The 19,793-nt window shown below is 64.6% G+C and carries 16 protein-coding genes; 11 read left to right on the top strand and 5 right to left on the bottom strand.

What is annotated here, in order from left to right; translation table 11 throughout:
* Positions 1-38 precede the first annotated feature (38 nt).
* Positions 39-1,115 carry a class I SAM-dependent methyltransferase gene (locus tag BB28_RS12795; protein WP_046253745.1) on the top strand — a complete coding sequence of 359 codons (1,077 nt, stop codon included), beginning with the start codon at positions 39-41 and terminating at the stop codon, positions 1,113-1,115.
* Here the strand turns inward: BB28_RS12795 and BB28_RS12800 are convergent.
* Positions 1,112-2,146: a glycoside hydrolase family 6 protein gene (locus BB28_RS12800; RefSeq protein ID WP_052740228.1), complete on the bottom strand. Its 1,035-nt coding sequence runs from the start codon at positions 2,144-2,146 to the stop codon at positions 1,112-1,114. The genes BB28_RS12795 and BB28_RS12800 overlap by 4 nt on opposite strands.
* A 42-nt stretch (positions 2,147-2,188) precedes the next feature.
* On the opposite strand from BB28_RS12800, the gene BB28_RS12805 reads away from it, so the two are divergent.
* Positions 2,189-3,283 carry a glycosyltransferase family 4 protein gene (locus BB28_RS12805; RefSeq protein WP_046253746.1) on the top strand — a complete coding sequence of 365 codons (1,095 nt, stop codon included), beginning with the start codon at positions 2,189-2,191 and terminating at the stop codon, positions 3,281-3,283.
* Here BB28_RS12805 and BB28_RS12810 read toward each other — a convergent pair.
* The 3 genes from BB28_RS12810 to BB28_RS12820 are packed head-to-tail and all read right to left on the bottom strand — an operon-like array spanning position 3,248 to position 7,752.
* The gene (locus tag BB28_RS12810) at positions 3,248-4,276 is read right to left on the bottom strand and encodes a glycosyltransferase family 4 protein (RefSeq protein WP_081252389.1); all 1,029 of its coding nucleotides are present in this window, start codon (positions 4,274-4,276) and stop codon (positions 3,248-3,250) included. The genes BB28_RS12805 and BB28_RS12810 overlap by 36 nt on opposite strands.
* 12 nt (positions 4,277-4,288) lie before the next feature.
* Positions 4,289-6,271: a glycosyltransferase gene (locus BB28_RS12815; protein WP_046255796.1), complete on the bottom strand. Its 1,983-nt coding sequence runs from the start codon at positions 6,269-6,271 to the stop codon at positions 4,289-4,291.
* Positions 6,272-6,276: 5 nt separating this feature from the next.
* Positions 6,277-7,752, bottom strand: a complete 1,476-nt coding sequence (locus BB28_RS12820) for a flippase (RefSeq protein ID WP_046253748.1) — start codon at positions 7,750-7,752, stop codon at positions 6,277-6,279.
* Positions 7,753-7,784: 32 nt separating this feature from the next.
* On the opposite strand from BB28_RS12820, the gene BB28_RS12825 reads away from it, so the two are divergent.
* Positions 7,785-8,861 (top strand): glycosyltransferase family 4 protein, encoded by a 1,077-nt coding sequence (locus BB28_RS12825; RefSeq protein ID WP_046255797.1) that lies wholly within the window; start codon positions 7,785-7,787, stop codon positions 8,859-8,861.
* 3 nt (positions 8,862-8,864) lie between these two features.
* Here the strand turns inward: BB28_RS12825 and BB28_RS12830 are convergent, their stop codons facing one another.
* Entirely contained in the window at positions 8,865-9,671 is an 807-nt protein-coding gene (locus BB28_RS12830; RefSeq protein WP_046253749.1) for a WecB/TagA/CpsF family glycosyltransferase, read from the bottom strand.
* 130 nt (positions 9,672-9,801) lie between these two features.
* Here BB28_RS12830 and BB28_RS12835 point away from each other — a divergent pair, with 130 nt between their 5' ends.
* The 8 genes from BB28_RS12835 to BB28_RS12870 all read left to right on the top strand — a co-directional run bounded on the left by BB28_RS12835 (position 9,802) and on the right by BB28_RS12870 (position 19,793).
* Entirely contained in the window at positions 9,802-10,728 is a 927-nt protein-coding gene (locus BB28_RS12835) for a hypothetical protein (RefSeq protein ID WP_046253750.1), read from the top strand.
* On the top strand, positions 10,700-12,043 hold the full coding sequence (locus BB28_RS12840) for an O-antigen ligase family protein (RefSeq protein WP_046253751.1): 1,344 nt from the start codon (positions 10,700-10,702) through the stop codon (positions 12,041-12,043). Before BB28_RS12835 ends, BB28_RS12840 begins: the two co-directional genes overlap by 29 nt.
* Positions 12,040-13,377, top strand: a complete 1,338-nt coding sequence (locus BB28_RS12845) for a glutamate-1-semialdehyde 2,1-aminomutase (RefSeq protein WP_046253752.1) — start codon at positions 12,040-12,042, stop codon at positions 13,375-13,377. Before BB28_RS12840 ends, BB28_RS12845 begins: the two co-directional genes overlap by 4 nt.
* A 129-nt stretch (positions 13,378-13,506) precedes the next feature.
* Positions 13,507-14,961 carry a cytochrome ubiquinol oxidase subunit I gene (locus BB28_RS12850; protein ID WP_046253753.1) on the top strand — a complete coding sequence of 485 codons (1,455 nt, stop codon included), beginning with the start codon at positions 13,507-13,509 and terminating at the stop codon, positions 14,959-14,961.
* Between the two features lie 30 nt (positions 14,962-14,991).
* Positions 14,992-16,020 (top strand): cytochrome d ubiquinol oxidase subunit II, encoded by a 1,029-nt coding sequence (cydB, locus tag BB28_RS12855; protein WP_046253754.1) that lies wholly within the window; start codon positions 14,992-14,994, stop codon positions 16,018-16,020.
* On the top strand, positions 16,017-17,681 hold the full coding sequence (cydD, locus tag BB28_RS12860) for a thiol reductant ABC exporter subunit CydD (RefSeq protein WP_046253755.1): 1,665 nt from the start codon (positions 16,017-16,019) through the stop codon (positions 17,679-17,681). The genes cydB and cydD overlap by 4 nt, the downstream gene beginning before the upstream one ends.
* Positions 17,665-19,317 (top strand): thiol reductant ABC exporter subunit CydC, encoded by a 1,653-nt coding sequence (gene cydC / locus BB28_RS12865; RefSeq protein WP_046253756.1) that lies wholly within the window; start codon positions 17,665-17,667, stop codon positions 19,315-19,317. Before cydD ends, cydC begins: the two co-directional genes overlap by 17 nt.
* Positions 19,314-19,793: a DUF4190 domain-containing protein gene (locus BB28_RS12870; protein ID WP_046253757.1), complete on the top strand. Its 480-nt coding sequence runs from the start codon at positions 19,314-19,316 to the stop codon at positions 19,791-19,793. Before cydC ends, BB28_RS12870 begins: the two co-directional genes overlap by 4 nt.

Here is a 19,793-nt window from a genome sequence, read left to right on the forward strand (position 1 = left end):
CCATCCTGCCGTACTGAGGAAACATTGTGGTACCAACGGTGACCACCTGCCGGTATTGCGGAGGCCGAGAACTGCGCCGGGTGCTGGACCTGGGCGCCGTACCCGCCGCGGATCACTTCCCCGCCGCTTCCAGCGAACCCGCAGCAGATGCCTTACACCCCTTGGCGATGGTGTTGTGCACCGATTGTGCCCTCGCACAGCTGGATGTCGATGACACGGACACCGAGGAGCCGCGTGCCGTGGAGCCGCAAGCCCTGCGCGATCAGGCCGCTGACGCGGTTGCCCGAGTGAACGCCGCCGGGCTGCTGAACGGGCGCACCGTCTACGAGTTCACCAGTCCTCATGGTGGCAGCTGGCTGGATCTCGTCTTTTCCAAGGGTTTTGAGGCCATGTCTGAAGGGCCCGCAGACCTGGTGCTGGACAGCTTCGGGATGATGCACGACAGGGACCAGGCCACGGCTATCGATATGCGCGCCCGCCGGACCGGTGCGGAGGGCGTACTGCTTCTGCAATTCCATTCGATAGCCACGATCCTGGAATTGGGTCAATGGAATTCGCTACGACACGGACATTTCGCCTACTACTCACTGACCGCGCTGCGCCGAATGCTGGCTGGTGCTGGCATGTCTGTGGTGGCGGTATGGGAGTTCGACCTATACGGCGGCACCCTGCTGGTGGCCGCACGCCATGGCGAACATCCGATGCCGCCTGCCGCGGAGCAGATCGTTGCGCGGGAGAAAGCCTGCGGAGCAGCCGATCCCCATCGCTTCGTCGAGCTGCAGCATGAGGTGGACCAGCAGGTGCGGCGCCTCACGCGGTGGCTTGATGAAAGACGAGCATCCGGAGAGCGCGTGTACGCGTACGGAGCACCGTCACGGGCGGTGGCGCTGTTTCACCGTGCCGGGCTGACCACGGAGTCGGTGATGGCGGTCGCCGACGCATCTCCTGCCAAGCAGGGACGTCGTATGCCCGGCACGGATATTCCGATCGTGTCACCCGAGGATCTGGTGATTGCCGACCCCGACCGGGTGCTGCTTACCCTGCCAGATCTGTATGCGGAAGTCCGCCTGCGCTTTCCGGAGATGGAAGGCCGCTGGGTGACCGGACTGTGCTAGCGCAGCAATACTGACGCCAGCGCCGGGCTGAACTGTCCGCCGGGTGCGTCGGAGGCGATGCCGCAGGGACCGTTGGAGCTACCTGGCGCGAGAATCCAGAGGTTCATATCCAGACCGTCGGGTTGTCCCAGCACCACTGGCGATGCGCCGAGCATACGTCCGGCAGGATTGCACCAATCGAAGTTCCAATCCGGGTTGCCATTCTGCGACGTATCGACGACATACCGTGGATCGCTGACACCGAACCACTGTTGCAACGCCGCCCTGATGCGTTGCGCATAGGCGGTGATCTCGGCAGTCGGCGCGAAGGACGAGACGTTGACGGCGTACCCGACGCGGTCAGAGACGCCGACCCTCGCCAGCAGCGCCGCCATCCGCTCGGGCGTCACAGAACCGGATGAGGTTCCCGCGTCAACGTAGACGCGGGTGTTGACGTTATGGGCCGAGAAGGTCTGCACCGCGTACCGCAATGAACGGATCCGATCGTCAAAATCTGTGCCCTCCAGGGACTGTCGATCGGCGAACCACAGCGCGTCCGGTTCCACTATCAGCACCAGCCTGGTGTCCCCCACCAATGCGGACACTCGGTCGATCCAGGCTCGGTAGATCTGTGGTGTGACGGCGTGGTGAGGTCCGGAGAATCCGTCATCGCGATCCGGAATGTTGTACAGCGCCAATTGCGCGGTGCCGCCGGCCTTTCGTGCGCGCTCGACGATATCGCCGATGTTGCGGCTGTCGTCCTCGTCATTGCCGGTGGCCCACATTGCGATCGGGTATCGCGCGATCCGATCCCGGATTGCCGCGGCGCGCGGATCATCGGGGTGATCGCGTACCCACCACTGCACATCGAGCGAGTTCGGCACCAACGGGCCGGTATCGAGCCGGCGTGCCATCGTGTCCGAGGCGTGCGGATGCTCGAACTTGCTGGAGTCGCGTCCCAGAACCATCGCAGCTACCAGCGCCAACATCGCGAGCGCGGCAGTGCACACCACCGTCGGACGGCGGTTTCCGGCCGCGGGCGTACGGGTCACAGCGGGGAACGATACCGAGCTGTTGACCTCTACACTTGGCCCGTGTCCAACTCCGCCCCCGGGCCGGCGCCGTTGCGCGTCCTGGCCATCGGGCCCGCCCCCGCGAGTCCTGAGAGCCGCGGGGGTATGGCAACCGTCATGGCGCATATGGCGGCGTTGACTGACCCCGCCGTGACCGTGCGAGTGGTGCCGACCTATGTCGATGCCGCGCGGTGGCGCTGGTTGTGGGTTGGTGTGCGCGGCATGATCGCGTCATCGTGGTTGGTCATGACCGGGCGCGTTGACGTCCTGCACGTCCACCTGGGCCATGGCGGAAGCGTGGCCCGCAAGGCAATGCCGCTGTGGGCCGCGCGCATCCGCGGAGTACCTGCGCTCATCCATGCGCATAGCTTCGACTTCTGCGGTTGGTACCGGAGCCAGCACATCACGGTCCAGCGCGGCGTGCGGTGGGCACTGCCCGCTGACCGGTGGATCATCCTGGGACGGCAACTCGCCGACGAGTACGCGGCCTGCCTGGAGCTCGATCCCGCACGAGTGTCCGTGCTGCAGAATCCGGTACGCATTCCCGATGAGCCCGCGTCCTCGCGCGGCGGCACGCTGGCGGCGGTAAGTCTGGGCAGGCTTGGGCAGCGCAAGGGCACCTACGACATCATCCGGGCAGCATCCGAGTTGGCACCCGAGGTTCGCGCGTCATTGCACATTCACCTTGCCGGCGATGGCGAGGTGGAGCAGGCACGTACCGCGGTTGCGGCGGCTGATGTCGCGGACGTGATCACTGTGCACGGCTGGCTGGACGCGGCTGCCGGGGCCGAATTACTCAGTGGTGCAGATATCTTCGTACTGCCCAGCTATGCCGAGGGGCTGCCCATGGCGCTTCTGGAAGCCATGGCCGCGTCCGTCGCGGTGATCACCTCGCCGGTCGGATCGATTGCCGAGGTGGTGCGTAACGGAGAGAACGGCGTACTGGTGGCGCCCGGCGATGTCGACGCGTTGGTGTCTGCCCTCACCCGGCTGAGTACCGACCAGACGGAGCGGCGCCGGCTGGCGGCCGCGGCACGCGAGACGGTACGCGGTCTTGACATCGCAGGCTGGGAGGCGCAGCTAGTGCGGACGTGGAAGTCGCTCGCAGATCGCTAACAATCTGGCAGCGGCATGATCCGCGGTGAAGTTCTGCGCATAGTGTGCTTTCGCTTCCCGGCCGAGTCGAGCGGCGACGGCAGGATCGGCATGACGGTCGAACGCAGCGGCGAGTCCGGATATGTCGTCGCGGTGCAGTGCCACCTCCCCGGGCGGCTGGAATTCCGGCAATGCTCCTTCGGTGGAGGCGATGACGTTCACCCCGAGTTGCATCGACAACGTCTGCACACCGCTCTGCGATGCTTGACGGTAGTGCACGACTGACGCCTTGGCCTCTGAAAGAGGTTGCAGCACAGAATCATAGCTGTACGGTCCGCGAACCCACCGCACCGAGTCGGGTAACGCCCCGCGGATATCGCCGTCACCGATCAGCACCAGGTTATCGTCTCGCCATGCCGGACCATCGACATGCGCCTGCCACGCATCCAGGATGAGGCCGACGTTCTTGTAGCCGTTGAGCCGCCCGACCAATACGAAATCCCGACGCCCGCCCGCGGGAACGAAGGACGGGACCCGTTGCGGGTCCAGATCACTCGTGAGCGGAACCACCCCGACCGGCGATGACTCGCGCCCGGTTATCTGCCGTGCGACGTAATCACTGAACGCCACCCGGTGAGCCGCGTTCTTGTCCCACCGGCGGAATGCGGCGCTTCTCCACCGCGGCACCTCTTCGGAGGCGTCGTGCGGCCGATCGTCGTGGATGAGTCGCACGCGCGGCAGGCCCGCGCCGAACACCTGCCACCGCGGGTCGCGGACCAGCTCGGCGATCACCACGTCTGGCCGAAAGGCCCGGACTTGCGGCACCGCGCGTGCCCATGACACCCAGCTTGCGGGTTCCTTGAGCGACGGCTCCAGGACCAGCTCGTAGTCCCGTGCCGGACCGGATTCCGGATGCTGATCGGAGGTCACCAACAGCACCTCGGCGCCCCGAGCACGCAGGGCCTCGGCATGCACGCGCGCCAATGGGCGCATCCACGGAGACAACCACAGGATTCTCATCCGGCATCAATCCTTGAACACCGCGGTGAAGGCCTCCTCGTACGAATCCGCCATTGTCTCGATGGTGTACAGATCACGCATCCGGTCAAATCCCTTACGCCCCAATGCTGTCAGGCGGCCGCTCTCGGCAAGGGCATCCTTGAGGGCTGCCCGCCATGTCGGCACATCGATAGGGTCGACCACCACACCGCTACCGTGGTCGAGCATGTCGGGCACCGAGCAGACTGCGGAGCCGATGACCGGCACCGCCCGCGCCATTGCTTCGAGAATCACCAGGGGAAAGGCCTCGCTTCGGCTGGGCACACAGAGCACATCGCAATCGGCCAGCGCATGCTCGGGTCCCGGAGACCAACCCCGCCAGTGCACACGATCGCGCACGGACTCAGGAGTGAGGGCTTCCAATCGTTGGCGATCGGGCCCGTCCCCGAATATGGAGAGTTGCCAATCGTATTCGGTCAATCCGCTCAGTGCCTCCACCAGCAGATGCGGATTCTTGTGCTCGACTATGCGCGACAGCATCACAAAACGTAACGGGCCGTTCGGTTCCCCGCGCTCGGGTGCTTGCTCGGGAAGTTCGCGGCGGCTGACGACTCCGTTGGGGGCGGTGAAGAAGCGTTTACCCACCCGCTGGTGTGCCGACACCTCGTCCCAGTGTCTCTGCGAGAGCGCGATGAACCCGTCGGCCCGGCTCATCGCCCTCGCGAGCGGGGCCGAATAGGTGCCCGTACGTAGCTCGGGCGGGATATGTGCCGCCACAAGCCATTTACGGTTACGTCCGGATGCACGCCACAGCGTTGCACATCCGGTCTCTGTGTTGGTGTCCCCCGACACCAGGATCGTGGGACCGTCGGCTGTCTCGAAGGCAGGGCACCACCAGGGTTGGCGCACCACGCGCACCGTCGGCGGGATCTCGGCCACCAACGGGCCGAATCGCTGCATGCATGCGATGGTCACCGAATATCCACGTCTATCCAGTTCGGTGGCCAGCAATACATGCTGTCGCTCGGCTCCCCCGTACACCAACCGGTTCGTGGTGAGAATGATCTGTGGGCGCCCCGAGCCTGCGCCGACCCGTGCCGTGCGTGCCCGGCGTGCCCCGGGCTGCACGCGATCCAGCACGGAAGTCCCGGCCAGGTAAAGATCGGCGGTGCGCACTCCCCTCGAATGCTCGAGTGTCAAAGCGATGTTCGCACGCAGCAGATCGTCGGAGCGGACGCTTCGACGATCATCTCCGGCGACAGTGCCCTTGGCGCTATGCATGACACCGGGTTCATCGACGAGAACCAGGCGCCAGCCCGCGGACCGTGCGCGCAGCTGCCAATCCGCCTCCTCGCCGTACAGGAAGAACTCCTCGTCGAATCCACCGACCTCATTCCAGGCCTGCCGATTGATCAATAGACAGGCCCCGGTGAGGTATCCGTCTACGGCCGTGGGGCGTGTCCGGTAGAGCTCAGAGACAACCCGGCCGCGCAAGGCCGGTGCGTAGCCCGCGCGTGACACCAACGCCCGCAGGAGATTGGGAGTGCGATGCCCGTTATCCCACGGGAGCTCACCGTGGTGCGGAGTGGCGGCCTGGATCGGTGGCGCTGCCGCCGCCACCTTGATTCCGGTCGCGAGCTGGGCGCGGGTCAGCGTGAGCGGCCCCCGCACGGCGGCATCGGGATTCAGCAGCAGCAGATGCGCTCCTGGCGTGAGATCTGCCAGCCTATTGACCGCCGCGGCGAATCCAAGATTTTCACCGGTACCGTGCCAATGCACGGCAGGATACTTCGCCCGCACGGCCTGCATTCCCGGGTAGTCCGGTCCCGAGTTATCCCACACGTGCACCGGAAGATCGCCAAGATGTTCGCGACAGGACTCCAGGCAGGCCGCGAGAAGGTCTGGCCTTCCATACGCCACGATGCACACTGCGATACCCCCATGCACCTCGCTCACTCGAGGAGGCGGCAAGTAGGCGCGATCCAGTTCGCGGTGCCTCTTCCTAGTCACGTCGATCACCCATCAGTGGCCTCCTTACGGAGGATTTCCCGAACATCACGCAGGTGCACGGGCCCCGCCCACAGGTTCACGCCGACGTAGACACCGGCGGCGATGACGGCGGCGACCAACTCGGGGATCCACTGTGCGGCAAGGAGTAGCGCACCCACCGCGGCTGCGGTAGGTAATCCCAACCGCAACAGAAACATCCACGGTGTGCGATAACCCGCGCAGGTCGTCAACCTGATGCTGGCGGCAACCAAGCCCACCACCTCGCTTGTTACCAGCGCGATAGCCGCGCCCAGCGAACCCAGGTGCGGAATCAGCGCGACATTGAGAACGATGTTGGCAGCGAGATTGAATACATTGAGGCGCAGCAGAAATGTCTGATGATGTGCCGCGAAGAGCGCCTGGCTGACGGTGCCGGTGAGAAAGGTCAGCCCCACCGCGACCAGCAGCAACGGCATCACCAGGTTTGACTTGTCCACGAACTGCTCGGATCCCAGGAGTGCGACCAGATCTCGTCCGACGAAAAACCCGACGACCGAGACCGGAACCGCGATGGCGAACATCAATCCCATGGATCGCTCGATGAAGGCGGCGAAACGCTCGCGCGAGGCGGCGAACAGTCCCGTCATCGTAGACAGGGTCGCGCCCAGGAAGAAGTTCCCCACCAGCGACAATGTGAACGCGGTCTGGTACGCCAGCCCATACCTGCCGACTTCCGCAGGTGTGCTCAACAGACTCAGTATCACACCGTCGATTCGCCAGTAGAGGACGCCGATGATGAGCACCATCGTCTGCGGCAGGCTTTCGCGCACCAGGCCCCACGTCTCATTCGCCGACAGAATGATTCGCAACGGCGTGATCCGATGAGCCGCGATACCTTGAATCAGCAATAGTGCGGCCGGGGCCACCACCTGCGGCAGTGCATACCAAACATGTTCTGCGTCAACGGTGACCAGGAAAATCGTGACCCCCAGCATCGCTACCCGGGACAGTGTGTCCGCCAGTGCCACCGCCGAAAACCGGACCGAAGACATGAAGATCGGGTTCAGGCAGCTCGACAATGTCGTCAGGGTCAGACTCGCGCTGATGATCAGCAGCATCGACTGCACCTCGGGGTGATCCGCGTAAATGAGCCAGCCAGAGAGGGCCGCCACTGCGGCCAGCGGGAGGCAATAGCTGAGCGAGAAAGCAAGATTGATACCGACCAAGCGTTGCAGACTGCCGGTGCCGGCCGAGACCCGCCGGACGATGACGACGCCGATACCCAACTCTGTCAGGCTGGTCCATAAACCGATGAAGAAGATCGCGGCATTGAGATGCCCGTAGGACTCCGGCCCCAGAGCGCGGGTTGTGAGCGCGATCCCGGCGATGGAAGCGATGGTCCCCAGCACCCGGCCACCGAGTTGCCATGCCACGGCACTGGCGATCCGGCGCCCCGAGGCCGGCTCGGCGACCGGGGATCCATCGGCCTGTTCGGATGTCATGTGCTACCTTGCGGCGATACGGGATGGGAACAATGCAACGACGACTGCACGCGTATGTGGCTTTGCCGCACGGCGTTTCGGCTTCGCAATGGGAGGCCCGGAACCACGCTGATGAGGTGCCGGACCGGGCGCCCTATGGACTGCACCGACTGTCCAACTACGGTGTGACGCCGACCTTCAGTGAGTTCTCTTTTGGGCGCCGCCTCGAGCGTGTGGCCGGTCAGATCCGTTATCGAACAGGTGATCTGGAGATCCTGGAAGTCGTCGCAGACCGGGCGGCGCGTCGCGAAAGCGATGTCGTCTTCTGCTACGACGAACGCACCGGAGTGCCCGCGGCTTTTGCCGCAGCTATGCGGATGAGCCCACCGGTGGTGACCGGAGTCGGATGGCTTACCGAGCCCACGGACTCTTCGCCGATTCATCGGCGACTCGCGCGCCATGCGCTGGCCCGCAGCGCCGCGGTGTTTTCGCAGTCTCCCCCGCAGGTCGAACTGCTGTCGCGGGCCTGGGGCGTCGATGACGCCCGGCTGCATTTCGCGCCGGTGGGCATCGATACCGATTTCTATCGAGTGCAACCGTGGGAGAGCGCGGGCGCTCCCCTGGTGGTCAGCGCGGGTGAGGATGTCCACCGCGATCACGCACTTCTTGTCGAGGCGGTTTTGATCGCCCGCGAACAGTGTCCCGGCCTTGGGCTCGAGCTGGCCACAGCCCTGCCAATCACCGCGCCATCCGAGGTTGTCACGCTGCACACCGAGCGGCTGTACGGACGGATGCGTGATCTGTACCGGCGATCCACACTCGTGGCGATCGCGGTGCGGCCCAACGTAATCACGGGTTCTGGCCTGACCGTCGCTCTGGAGGCCATGGCCAGCGGGCGCCCGGTGGTGATGACGGACAACCCGGGCATAGCGCATTACGTCCGCCACGATGTCGACGGTGTGTTGGTGCCACCCGGCGACCCCGATGCCTTCGCCCGTGCGATCGCAGATTTGGCGCGCGATCCTGACCGCGCCCGCGCCCTGGGACAGGCTGGGGCGCGGCGTGCACGGGCGGAGTTCAGCTCCGAACGGATGTCTGAGCATTTCGCGAGCATTATCCATGGGGTTTAGCTACTACGCGTGCCAAGGCAGTGCGGGCTCGACGGCTGCCTTTCGTAACCGCACCACCGCGGCCGGTCCCTGTATCAGGTACCGGCGGGCCATGCGGCGGGGCTCCCGGCCCAACCGGTAGGACCACTCGAGTCCGTAGCGCTGCATCCATTCCGGAGCGCGCGTCGCCGCGCCGGCAAGGAAGTCTGCCGATGCGCCGAAGGCCAGCAGTACCGCCGCACCGGTGGTCAGGCCATCGCGTGCAATCCACAATTCCTGCAAAGGCTTTCCAAGCCCCACCACCAGGACATCGGTATCCGCGGCAGCAATGTCCCGCGCCAACGCATCGCTGCGATCCGAATCGGTGAGATCTGCGCGACCGGGTGCCCAGAGACCGGCCACCGCAAGACCCGGATAACGCTCATGCAGCACAGCACGAAGCCTGTCGTGCACCTGTGGCAGCCCGCCGAGGAATCCGACGCGGTGACCTGTGCGTGCCGCCTGTTCCAGAACCATCGGCAACAGGTCTGCTCCGGTAATCCGCGGCCAGTTCTGCCGAGTCTTGAGTCGGGCCCGGGCCACGATCGGCGCCCCGTCGGCGAGCATCAACCAATCCAGCTCGGGACCCAGCGCTGCGCAATCAGGGTTCGCGCGACCAGATCCGAAATGATGGAAATGGTCCAAGTTCACCGAGCCGACCACAAGCGGCCGCGCATCACACGCTGAGGCACGTTGGGTCACCGCATCGAGCACATCACGCACCGAGCAAAGATCCACCGTGACCTGCGAGATCGTCACCCTAATCGGCGGGCCCAGCTCATCTGTCGACACGGCGGACAGCCTAGCGCCGTCGATTCCGGACAGCGGGCAAGTGTGGGTTATGCTCGTGACCAATAACGCTGGTTATGGGACGGCGCGCCTGCTGCGGATAGTCCGGACGATAGCGAGAGTCGGAGCGCCCGTGAACGTCAACGACCTGGTCAAGCGGATCTTGAACCGGCGAATTGCGCTACTTCTGGTGATCCTGCTGATGTGCGGCGCGGGCGCGTACGGATACACCACCGGCGTCACCGTCCGAGCATCCACCGCGTCGGCCGTGGTGATACCGCCCCCCACGTATTCGTCGACCGGCGACACCCTCGGTGCCAACCCCATGTTGAACCTCTCGCCAGAGAAGGCGCAGCTCGCCGGCATCCTTGCCACGTCGATGTCCAGCCAGCCCGCACAGGCCGTGATCGCTGCCGCGGCACCGGGTGTTGACTACAAGGTCTCGAACACCATTGACCTGGGCCCGAGTAATCAACAGCCCTCACCGCAAGTGTCGATTCTGGTGCTGTGCAGCGCCACTTCCGACTGCCAGGCAGGTGCTTCGGCGTTGCTGGACGTTGCCCGCGACAACCTGGTGAAACTCCAGGTGGGCGCCTCCGTCTCCCCCGAGAACTGGGCCAGCCTCACCGTGCTGCAGGAACCCACGGCACCGGTCGTGACGTCCTCCAGCGCCATGAAATCGGCGGGCTCCATGGCGGTCGCGGCGCTGCTGGCAGGCATCATCGGGCTGCTGGTGTACGACGCGCTTGCCGCCCGGCGCCGCAAAGAAAAGTCCACTGACGGTAGAACCAAGATCAAGGCCCGGGCGAAGACGAAATCCGCCGACAACGCGGACACGCGCCTCGCTGCTGCCGAACCCGTCACCGAACCAGCCCGGGCTGAAACGAACGGCAACGGCCAGAATGTGGCAAACCCTCCGAAGGCAACGATCATCGATGATGACTTGGACAACGTCGAGATCGATGACGAGGCGCTTGCCCAAGCGGTCTTGAACTGGACTCCGCCCCGACTCACCGATTTTCGTAGCTGGCGTGACGACAAGCCTTCCGCGGACCGATAACCCGGCCACGGTGGTGTCCGGCCGCGGGCCGGACACCGTCACGTTCGTGGCGCTGGCATTGATCGTGCTCCTGAGCACCCGACAGGTGTACGCGGTCTACGCGTTGAAGGGACTGAGTCCCGCGCAGGTCGCGTTGATTCTCGTTGGCGCCCTGGGTGTCTATTGGGTGTTGTCGGGGCATCGGCTTGCCCTGGGCGCTCGCGGGCTCGCGATCGCGATCCTGGCCTCACTACTCACAACGGTGGTGTCCTTCAACGTCGTCACCACACACGTTCTTCCGCACGTGGCGTTGATTCAGGCTGGGCAGGGCATTGCCGCGTTCGCGGTAACGGTGACCGCGCTCATAGGTTTCGTCTTTCTCTTCGCCGCCTACCCCGACAATTCCGCGCGCACTATCGAGATGTTGTTGAAGGCACTCGTCATCGGTGGTGCGATCACCGCGGCCTTCGCCCTGGTGCAGTTCGGGACCGGTCTTGATATCGCGGCCATGATCCGGATTCCCGGCATTATGAAGTTCGGGGATACCGGTGTCGCACACGGAATTGTCCGTGAAGGTGTGGTTCGTGCACAGGGTGCCGCCGCCCATGCCCTCGAGCTGAGTGCGGTGCTGACCACAATTGCCCCTATCGGGGTGGCGCTGGTGTACAGCGCCAGGGCCGCGCGCCGTAAGGCCTGGCCGTGGGCGCTGCTGACCATCGTGGTGATCGCGGGTTCGGTGGTGACGGTTTCGCGATCCGCCTTCATCGGATTGGCGGCAGCCATTCTGGTGATGTCGTGGCGCTGGCCGGTGCGGCGGCTCGCGGGATTGGTCGCGGCCGCCCTCGGTGCGGCGGCAGTGGCCGCGGTGAGCGGCCTGGGTGTCTTCGACGCGATCATCAGTACCTTTATGGGTAGCGCCGACGATCCTTCGCTGCAATCACGCGCCCGCGGAATCGATTACGTGATGTCCCATTGGACAGAGCATTTCTGGTTGGGACAGGGGGCGTTCACCTATCCGCTTGGACCTGAGCAGCCGGTCCTCGACAACGAATACCTCAGCCGCCTCATCGAAGGTGGGATCTTGGGCTTGCTGACCCTGATCGTCCTGATGATCACGGCCATCATGTACGCGGCCAGGGCGCGCAACCGTTGTGACGATGTGCCCACCACGGAGTTGATCAATGGTGTGCTCGGCGCGCTCGTCGCGCTCACCGTCGTCGCCTCGGTACTGGATGTATCTGCTTTCCAACAAATTTCGATGGTCCGATGGCTGCTGATCGTGCTCGCGGGTGCGGCATGGGCGCTGGTCAAACGCAATCAGAAAGTCCATACATGACACACCGGGGATTCGATCAGTCGAACGCATGGCAGGCCCGGCTCCACGACGCGGTGCCGGGAGGCGCACATACCTACGCACGCGGAGCCGACCAGTACCCGCTCGGCATGGCACCGGTGCTCACCCATGGGGCGGGTGCGCGGGTATGGGATGTCGATGGCAATTCGTATGTCGAATACGGCATGGGGCTGCGCGCGATAACGCTCGGCCATGCGTACGGTCCCGTGGTCGAGGCGGTCCGCGAAACCCTGGCGCGGGGTGTGAGTTTCAGCCGACCCACGGTGCTGGAAGCCGAAGCCGCCGAAGACTTTCTGCGCACCGTGCCGACGGCCGAAATGGTGAAGTTCGCCAAGAACGGGTCGGATGTGACCACCGCCGCCATCCGCCTGGCTCGCGCCGTCACCGGACGCACCATGGTGGCGGCGTGCCGACAGCCGTTCTTCTCGACCGACGATTGGTTCATTGGCACCACCGAGATGAGCGCGGGCATCCCCACGTCTGCGACCGACGACATCGCCAGATTCAGCTACAACGATTTCGATTCTTTGGCCACGCTTTTCGATCGTTTCCCGGGGGAAATCGCTTGCGTCATCATGGAAGCGGCCAGCGCGGCGGCCGAGCCCGCACCCGGATTCCTGGAATCGGTGCGGTCGCTGTGCACCGACCACGGTGCGCTGCTGGTTTTCGACGAGATCATCACCGGGTTCCGGTGGTCGCGCCAGGGCGCCCAGGCGGTCTACGGGGTAACCCCGGACCTGTCGTGTTGGGGCAAGGCCATGGGCAATGGATTTGCGATCGCCGCACTCGCTGGAAAGCGTGACTACATGGAACGCGGCGGCCTACGGACCGATGTCCCCCGGACGTTTCTCCTGTCCACCACCAATGGGCCAGAAGCTGTGGGGCTGGCTGCGTTTCGTGCCGTGGTGCAGTCCTATCGTGATGACGCCCCGGTTCACGCGATGGAGGCCGCGGGCCGCAGCCTTGCGTTAGGCGTGGCCGAGATCACCGCTGAACTTGGTGTGGACGAACATATTCAGACCGCGGGCCGGTCGTCATGCCTTACCTTCACGAGCCTCGACCCGGACAGAAAGCCCTCACAGGCCTATCGGGCACTGTTGTTGCAAGAACTTCTGCGTCGCGGCGTGCTGGGGCAATCCTTTGTGATCTCCGCCGCACACACGTCCGTCGACATCGAATTGACGCTTGAGGCGGTGCGCGGTGCCGCCGAGATCTACCGGCGCGCCCTCGATGCGGGCCGCACCGACGGATTCCTGGTGGGCCCGGCCGTGGCGCCGGCATTACGCTCACTCGCCGCGCCCCGACGGATCCCCTAGCCGCGCCCATCTTGTGGGTTCATGCGTTTATCGCCCCGCGTTCGCCTCGTTGGCGTATTAGTAAATGTGGCCCGTATCGCGTTGATCTCGGATAGCAACTACTACTACGCTGCGTCGTAGGAGGTGGCGATGAACGCCCTGGACGTATCCCGATGGCAGTTCGGCATCACCACCGTGTACCACTTCGTTTTGGTGCCATTGACCATTGGGCTCGCTCCGCTTCTGGCCATCATGCAAACCGCGTGGGTGGTCACCGGCAACAACTCCTGGTATCGGCTGACCCGCTTCTTCGGCAAGCTGTTTCTCATCAACTTCGCCCTGGGTGTGGCCACCGGGATCGTGCAGGAATTCCAGTTCGGAATGAATTGGAGCGAATACTCGCGCTTCGTCGGCGACGTATTCGGTGCTCCCCTTGCCCTCGAGGGGCTGGTGGCCTTCTTCTTGGAGTCAACCTTCCTGGGCTTATGGATATTTGGATGGACGCGGCTGCCCAAGCTGGTGCACCTGGCGTGTATCTGGATGGTGGCGATCGGCGTCAACGCTTCGGCGTTCTTCATCATTGCCGCCAACTCGTTCATGCAGCATCCGGTCGGTGCCGTCTACAACCCGGAGACCGGCCGTGCCGAACTGGTCAGCATCACCGAGCTCCTGACCAATAACACGGCGCTGGCCGCGTTCCCCCACACCGTCGCCGGATCCCTGCTCACCGCAAGCACCTTCGTCGCGGGAATCTGTGGTTGGTGGATGGTCCGCTCCCACAAGGTCGGCACGCTCGACGATGCACGCACGATGTACCGGCCCGCCGCCATCGGCGCGTGCGCCGTGATGATCCTGTCCGGCGCTGCGCTGGCGGCCACCGGGGACGTCCAGGGCAAGCTGATGTTCCAGCAGCAGCCCATGAAAATGGCGTCGGCAGAATCCCTGTGTTACACCGAGAAAGACCCCAAGTTCTCGGTGTTGACGGTCGGTACGCACAACAACTGCGCCAGCGTGGCACACGCCATTTCGGTCCCGTATGTGCTGCCGTTCCTGGCCGAGGGCAAGTTCACCGACGTCACTCTCAAGGGTGTGGAAGACCTTCAGAAGGAATACGAGCAGAAGTTCGGACCGCGCAACTACCGGCCCAATCTCTTTGTCACCTACTGGTCCTTCCGCGCGATGATCGGGCTGGCTGCCGGATCCGCCCTACTGGCACTGGCAGGATTGTGGGTGACCCGTGGTGGGCGCATCCCGAGTCAGCGTTGGTTCGCCTGGCTCTCGATCCTGGCCATCCCCACCCCTTTCCTTGCCAACAGCGCCGGGTGGGTATTCACCGAGATGGGCCGGCAGCCGTGGGTGGTGGCACCCAACCCGACTGGGGTGGAGCAGATCCGGCTCACCGTGGACCTGGCGGTCTCGCACCATTCCGCAGCCACGGTATGGCTATCCCTCATCACGTTCACCCTGCTGTACGGCGCACTGGGTGTGGTCTGGTTCTGGCTGATCCGCCGATACACCATCGAGGGGCCCCTCGAACACGACACCGAACCTGCTTCGCCCGTCACCGATGACGACAGCGTCAAACCGCTGTCTTTCGCCTACTAGCCCAACCAGCCGCGTAAGGAGGGTCCGGATATGAATCCCACAGCATTGCAACAGTTCTGGTTCATCGTCGTGGCGGTGTTGTTCCTCGGCTTCCTCGTGCTCGAAGGGTTCGACTTCGGCGTCGGGATGCTCATGCATCCCCTCGGCCGCGGTGACGACCGACGGCGACGGGCGGTGTTGAACACCATCGGGCCGGTATGGGACGGCAATGAGGTCTGGCTCATCACCGCGGGTGGCGCAATGTTCGCGGCCTTCCCACACTGGTACGCAACGGTGTTCTCGGGCCTGTACCTTCCGCTGCTGCTCATCCTGGTGGCCATGATCGTCCGGATCGTCGCCATCGAATGGCGGGGAAAGATCGATGACCCCCGTTGGCGTGCCCGCTGCGATCTCGGGATAGCGATCGGATCCTGGATTCCGGCGCTGCTGTGGGGCGTGGCGTTCTCGGCGATGCTCGCCGGGCTTCCGGTCGACAGTGCTAAGCAGCTCACCCTCACCATCGGCGACGTGCTCAGACCCTATGTGCTGCTGGGTGGCGTAGTTTTCGTGGGGCTCTTCGCCTTTCACGGCGCACTGTTCATATCGCTCAAGACCGCCGGCGCGGTGCGAGAGGACGCCGTCTCCACAGCACGCAAGCTGGCGATTCCCGTGATCGTCGCCGCCGGTGCATACGGATTGTGGACTCAGCTTGCCTACGGCAAGAGTTGGACATGGATCGCACTCGTGATTGCCGCGTTATCGCTGGTCGGCGCGGCAGCCTTTTCGCGAATCTCCCGTGACGGATGGGCTTTTGCCTGCACCTGCCTGACAGTGGTCGCGGTCGTCGCTTTGCTTTTCGGCTCCCTGTATCCGAATCTGATTGTCTCCAGCCTTGATCCGGCCTACAACCTGACAGTGACAAACGCATCGTCAAGCCCCTATACGCTCAGGGTGATGAGCTGGGCCGCCGCGGTCACCGCTCCCGTGGTGCTGATCTACCAGGGCTGGACATATTGGGTTTTCCGGCAGCGCATCTCGGCCGATCAGATTCCCGATCCGGTCGGGCTACCCGTGCGATGACGACCTCGCGCAGTGCCCCGGTCGATCCCCGACTGTGGCGCCGCAGCGCTCCTGCCCGCCGCTACCTGATCCTGACGGTGCTCTGCGAACTGGTGATGACGGCCTGCACCCTGACGAGCGCGGTGGTCCTGGCCCGTGCCCTCGCACTATTGATCACCGATCCGGCGAGCCGCGACATGGCCCATATGGGGCAGCCGATGACCATCCTCGTTGTGCTCTGGATGCTTCGGGCGGCAGCTCAGGGTGTACAGGCCCGGTTCAGCGAACGCGGCGCGACCGGGGTGATCGCCGACCTCGACGACCAGCTGTTGTCGACCATCGCCGAGGCACAGCCACGTGACCTAGAGCAGTTCCGGGATTCGGCCACGACGGTATTGACCCGGGGACTGGATGACCTGCGCCCGTACTTCGCCGGATATCTTCCCGCGGTGCTCAGTGCGGCGATCGTGACACCTGCCGCCGCATTGGTGATCGCACTGTCCGATATCCGATCCGCCGTCATCGTCGCAATCACTCTGCCGCTGATTCCCATATTCATGGTTCTCATCGGCCTGCTCACCCGTGATCGAGCGGAGGCCGCACTGCAGGCATCGACCGCGGTCACCGGTCAGATTCTCGACTTGATCGCGGGTATCCCGACGCTGCGCGCGCTCGGGCGCACCGCGACTCCGCTGCGCCGAATCACCGAACTCGGCAATTCTCAGCGCCGTTCGGTGATGGCCACGTTGCGGGTGGCGTTTCTGTCGGCGATGGTGCTCGAAATGATCGCGACCCTCAGTGTCGCGCTCATCGCGGTGGGGATCGGCATGCGTTTGGTTTTCGGGCACCTCGACCTGACCACCGCGCTGACAGTCCTAATCCTGGCCCCCGAGGTGTACTGGCCGTTACGACGCGTCGGAATCCAGTTCCACAGCGCTGCCGATGGCACGGCTGCCGCGGACAAGGCCTTCGAACTCCTCGACGCCGTCGGACCCCCGGCTTCGACCGGTGGAACACAAGCTCCGAGCAGGAATCCGGTCATCGAACTCGACGCCATCAGCGTGACGGACCGAAGTGGTTACGCGCCATGGAAACTGACCGCAACAATCCGCCCCCGCGCCGTCACGGTTCTTACCGGGCACAATGGCGCCGGAAAGTCGACGGTACTGCACACCATCACCGGACTGACCACGCCCGCTCACGGCAGGGTTCTTGTGGACGGGGTACCACTGGAGCGGATTCAGCGCGACAGCTGGTGGTCAATGCTCGGATGGCTGCCGCAACGTCCAGTGCTGGTACCCGGCACCGTGCGCGAGAACCTCGAAATGTTCGGACCGTTGGACGATCTCGAATCCGCACTGATCGACAGCAGGTTCGACAGCACACTGGAGACGCTGCGAGACGGATTGGATACCCGCCTCGGTGCGGGCGGCACCGGACTTTCACTGGGTGAACGCCAACGGCTGTGCCTGGCCCGTGTGCTCGCCACCAACCGGTCGATCCTGCTGCTCGACGAGCCCACGGCGCACCTCGACGCCGATACCGAGGCCCACGTGCTCGCCGCATTGGTTTCCCGTGCCCGCAGGGGTGCGACGGTGGTGCTGGTGGGCCATCGGGCGCCTGTTCTGGCCGCCGCCGACAACGTGTTCACCGTGCAGGCTAGACATGTCGCGCACCTCTGATCCGTTGCGGCACTGGCTGATCGCCCTGCGGGTGCGGCCGGTGCGACTGGCCATCGCCGTCACATGCGGTGTCTTGGCGCTGGGGAGTGCACTGGCGCTGGCGGGTTTGTCGGCATGGTTGATCACCAGGGCATGGCAGATGCCTCCGGTACTCGATCTGTCCGTAGCCGTGGTTGCGGTACGCGCACTGGGGATTTCGCGAGGCATCTGGCGATATTGCGAACGGCTGGCCGGTCACGATATCGCGCTGCGAGGCGCGGCCACCGTCCGGGCACATGTGTACGCACGGCTGGTTGGCGGTGCGGCCGGTGAAGTCCGCAAGGGCGTGGTGCTGGACCGTATCGGCACCGATATCGATGAGCTCGCCGAGACGGTGGTCCGCAGCGTCATACCCGTCGCGGTGGCCGGGGTGCTCGGAGTGGCGGCCACGGCGACACTTGCGCTCATATCGATACCTGCCGCCGCCATCTTGGCGTGTGCCTTGTTGGTCGCCGACGTGCTGGCACCCGCGTTGGCGTCGCGCGCAGCCAGCACACGAGAGACGCGCGGCGCCCGGGCACGCGCGCTGCAGACCGAGGCGACGGTCGAGATCCTTGACCATGCACCGGAACTGCGAGTCAGAGGACTTCTGCCCCGTCAGCTCGAAGTGGCGCGCCAACGCCGCAGAGACTGGGCTGCGGCTCAGGACGCCGCCGCCGTTCCCGCCGCGTGGTCAGCGGCGGTTCCGACTCTCGCCGTGGGCGCCGCAGTCGTCGGGGCGTTCGCCGCAGCGGTCGAACTGGCCGGGCACATCGAACCCACGACGCTTGCCGTCTTGGTGCTGCTGCCGCTGGCCGCTTTCGAGGCCTCCGCCGCACTACCCGCCGCAGCCATCGGCATAGCCCGCTCGCGCGCATCGGCGCGGAATCTGCAAGAGCTCGTGACGGCAGGGTACGACACGTGCGCACCGGTCGATGTGATGCCTGCCAACGGTAGGGCCGGCGTCACGCTTGAATGCGTTGAACTGACGTGGCGGACCGGCCTTTCCGCGTCGGGTCCGTTGTCGTTTCGGCTGGCCGCAGGTGGGCGGATGGCGATCACCGGGTCCAGCGGTGTCGGCAAGACATCGCTGTTCACAACGCTTGCCGGCTTCGCGCCGCCGGTGTCCGGTGCCATCCGGTGCGACGGCACCGATATCACGGACCTACCCGCCACCGAGCTGCCCTCGCTCATCAGGTTTTTCGGCGAGGACGCACACATCTTCGCCACCACGGTGCGCGACAACCTGCTCGTCGCTCGCGGTGATGCGACCGATGGGGAGCTGTTGGACGTGCTGTCCGAAGTCGGCCTCGATTCCTGGGTCGAGGCACTTCCACACGCGCTGGACACGGTGTTGACCGCAGGCGCGGCCTCGGTCTCGGGCGGGCAACGCCGCAGGCTACTTCTCGCCCGGGCATTGCTCTCCGAAGTGCCGGTACTGCTGCTGGACGAACCCACCGAACATCTCGATGGGCAGGCCGCCGAGACTTTCCTACGAGAGCTACTGGACCCCGCGAGTCCACTGCTGGCCGGCCGAACCGTCATAGTCGCAACCCACCATCTGCCCGATTCGGTGTCCTGCCCACATATCCGACTCGGCGATACAGTGCAGGTATGACGGAAACGCCGCCGCCACCACCCCCGCCGTACTACCCGTATCAGCCGCCCGGCGGCTACCCGCCTCCCTACCCGTACCCGTACGGTGCGCCGGTTCCCCCGCCCGCTCCCAAGAATGGCCTTGGCGTGGGGGCGCTGGTCGTGGGAATCATCGCCATTCTGTTCTCCTGCACAGTCTTTGGCGGGTTTATCGGCGGTCTTGTTGCGGTGATCCTCGGGATCGTGGGCGTGCGAAGGGTCACGCGCGGTGAGGCCAACAATCGCGGTGTGGCGATCTCCGGCATCGTCCTCGGAACCCTTGCCGTGCTGTTGTCCACGGTGATCCTGGTGTTCACGCTGGTTTTCATGAAGTCAGCAGGTTTGACCGACTTCATCACCTGCATCTCCAATGCCCAGGGTGATCAAGCCAAGGCAACCCAATGCCAGAACGATTTCGAGAAGCGGATGAATCAGAAGGCCGGTACTCCGGCGCCCTGA

Origin of the sequence: Mycobacteroides chelonae CCUG 47445, assembly GCF_001632805.1 — a bacterium.
GTDB lineage: Bacteria > Actinomycetota > Actinomycetes > Mycobacteriales > Mycobacteriaceae > Mycobacterium > Mycobacterium chelonae.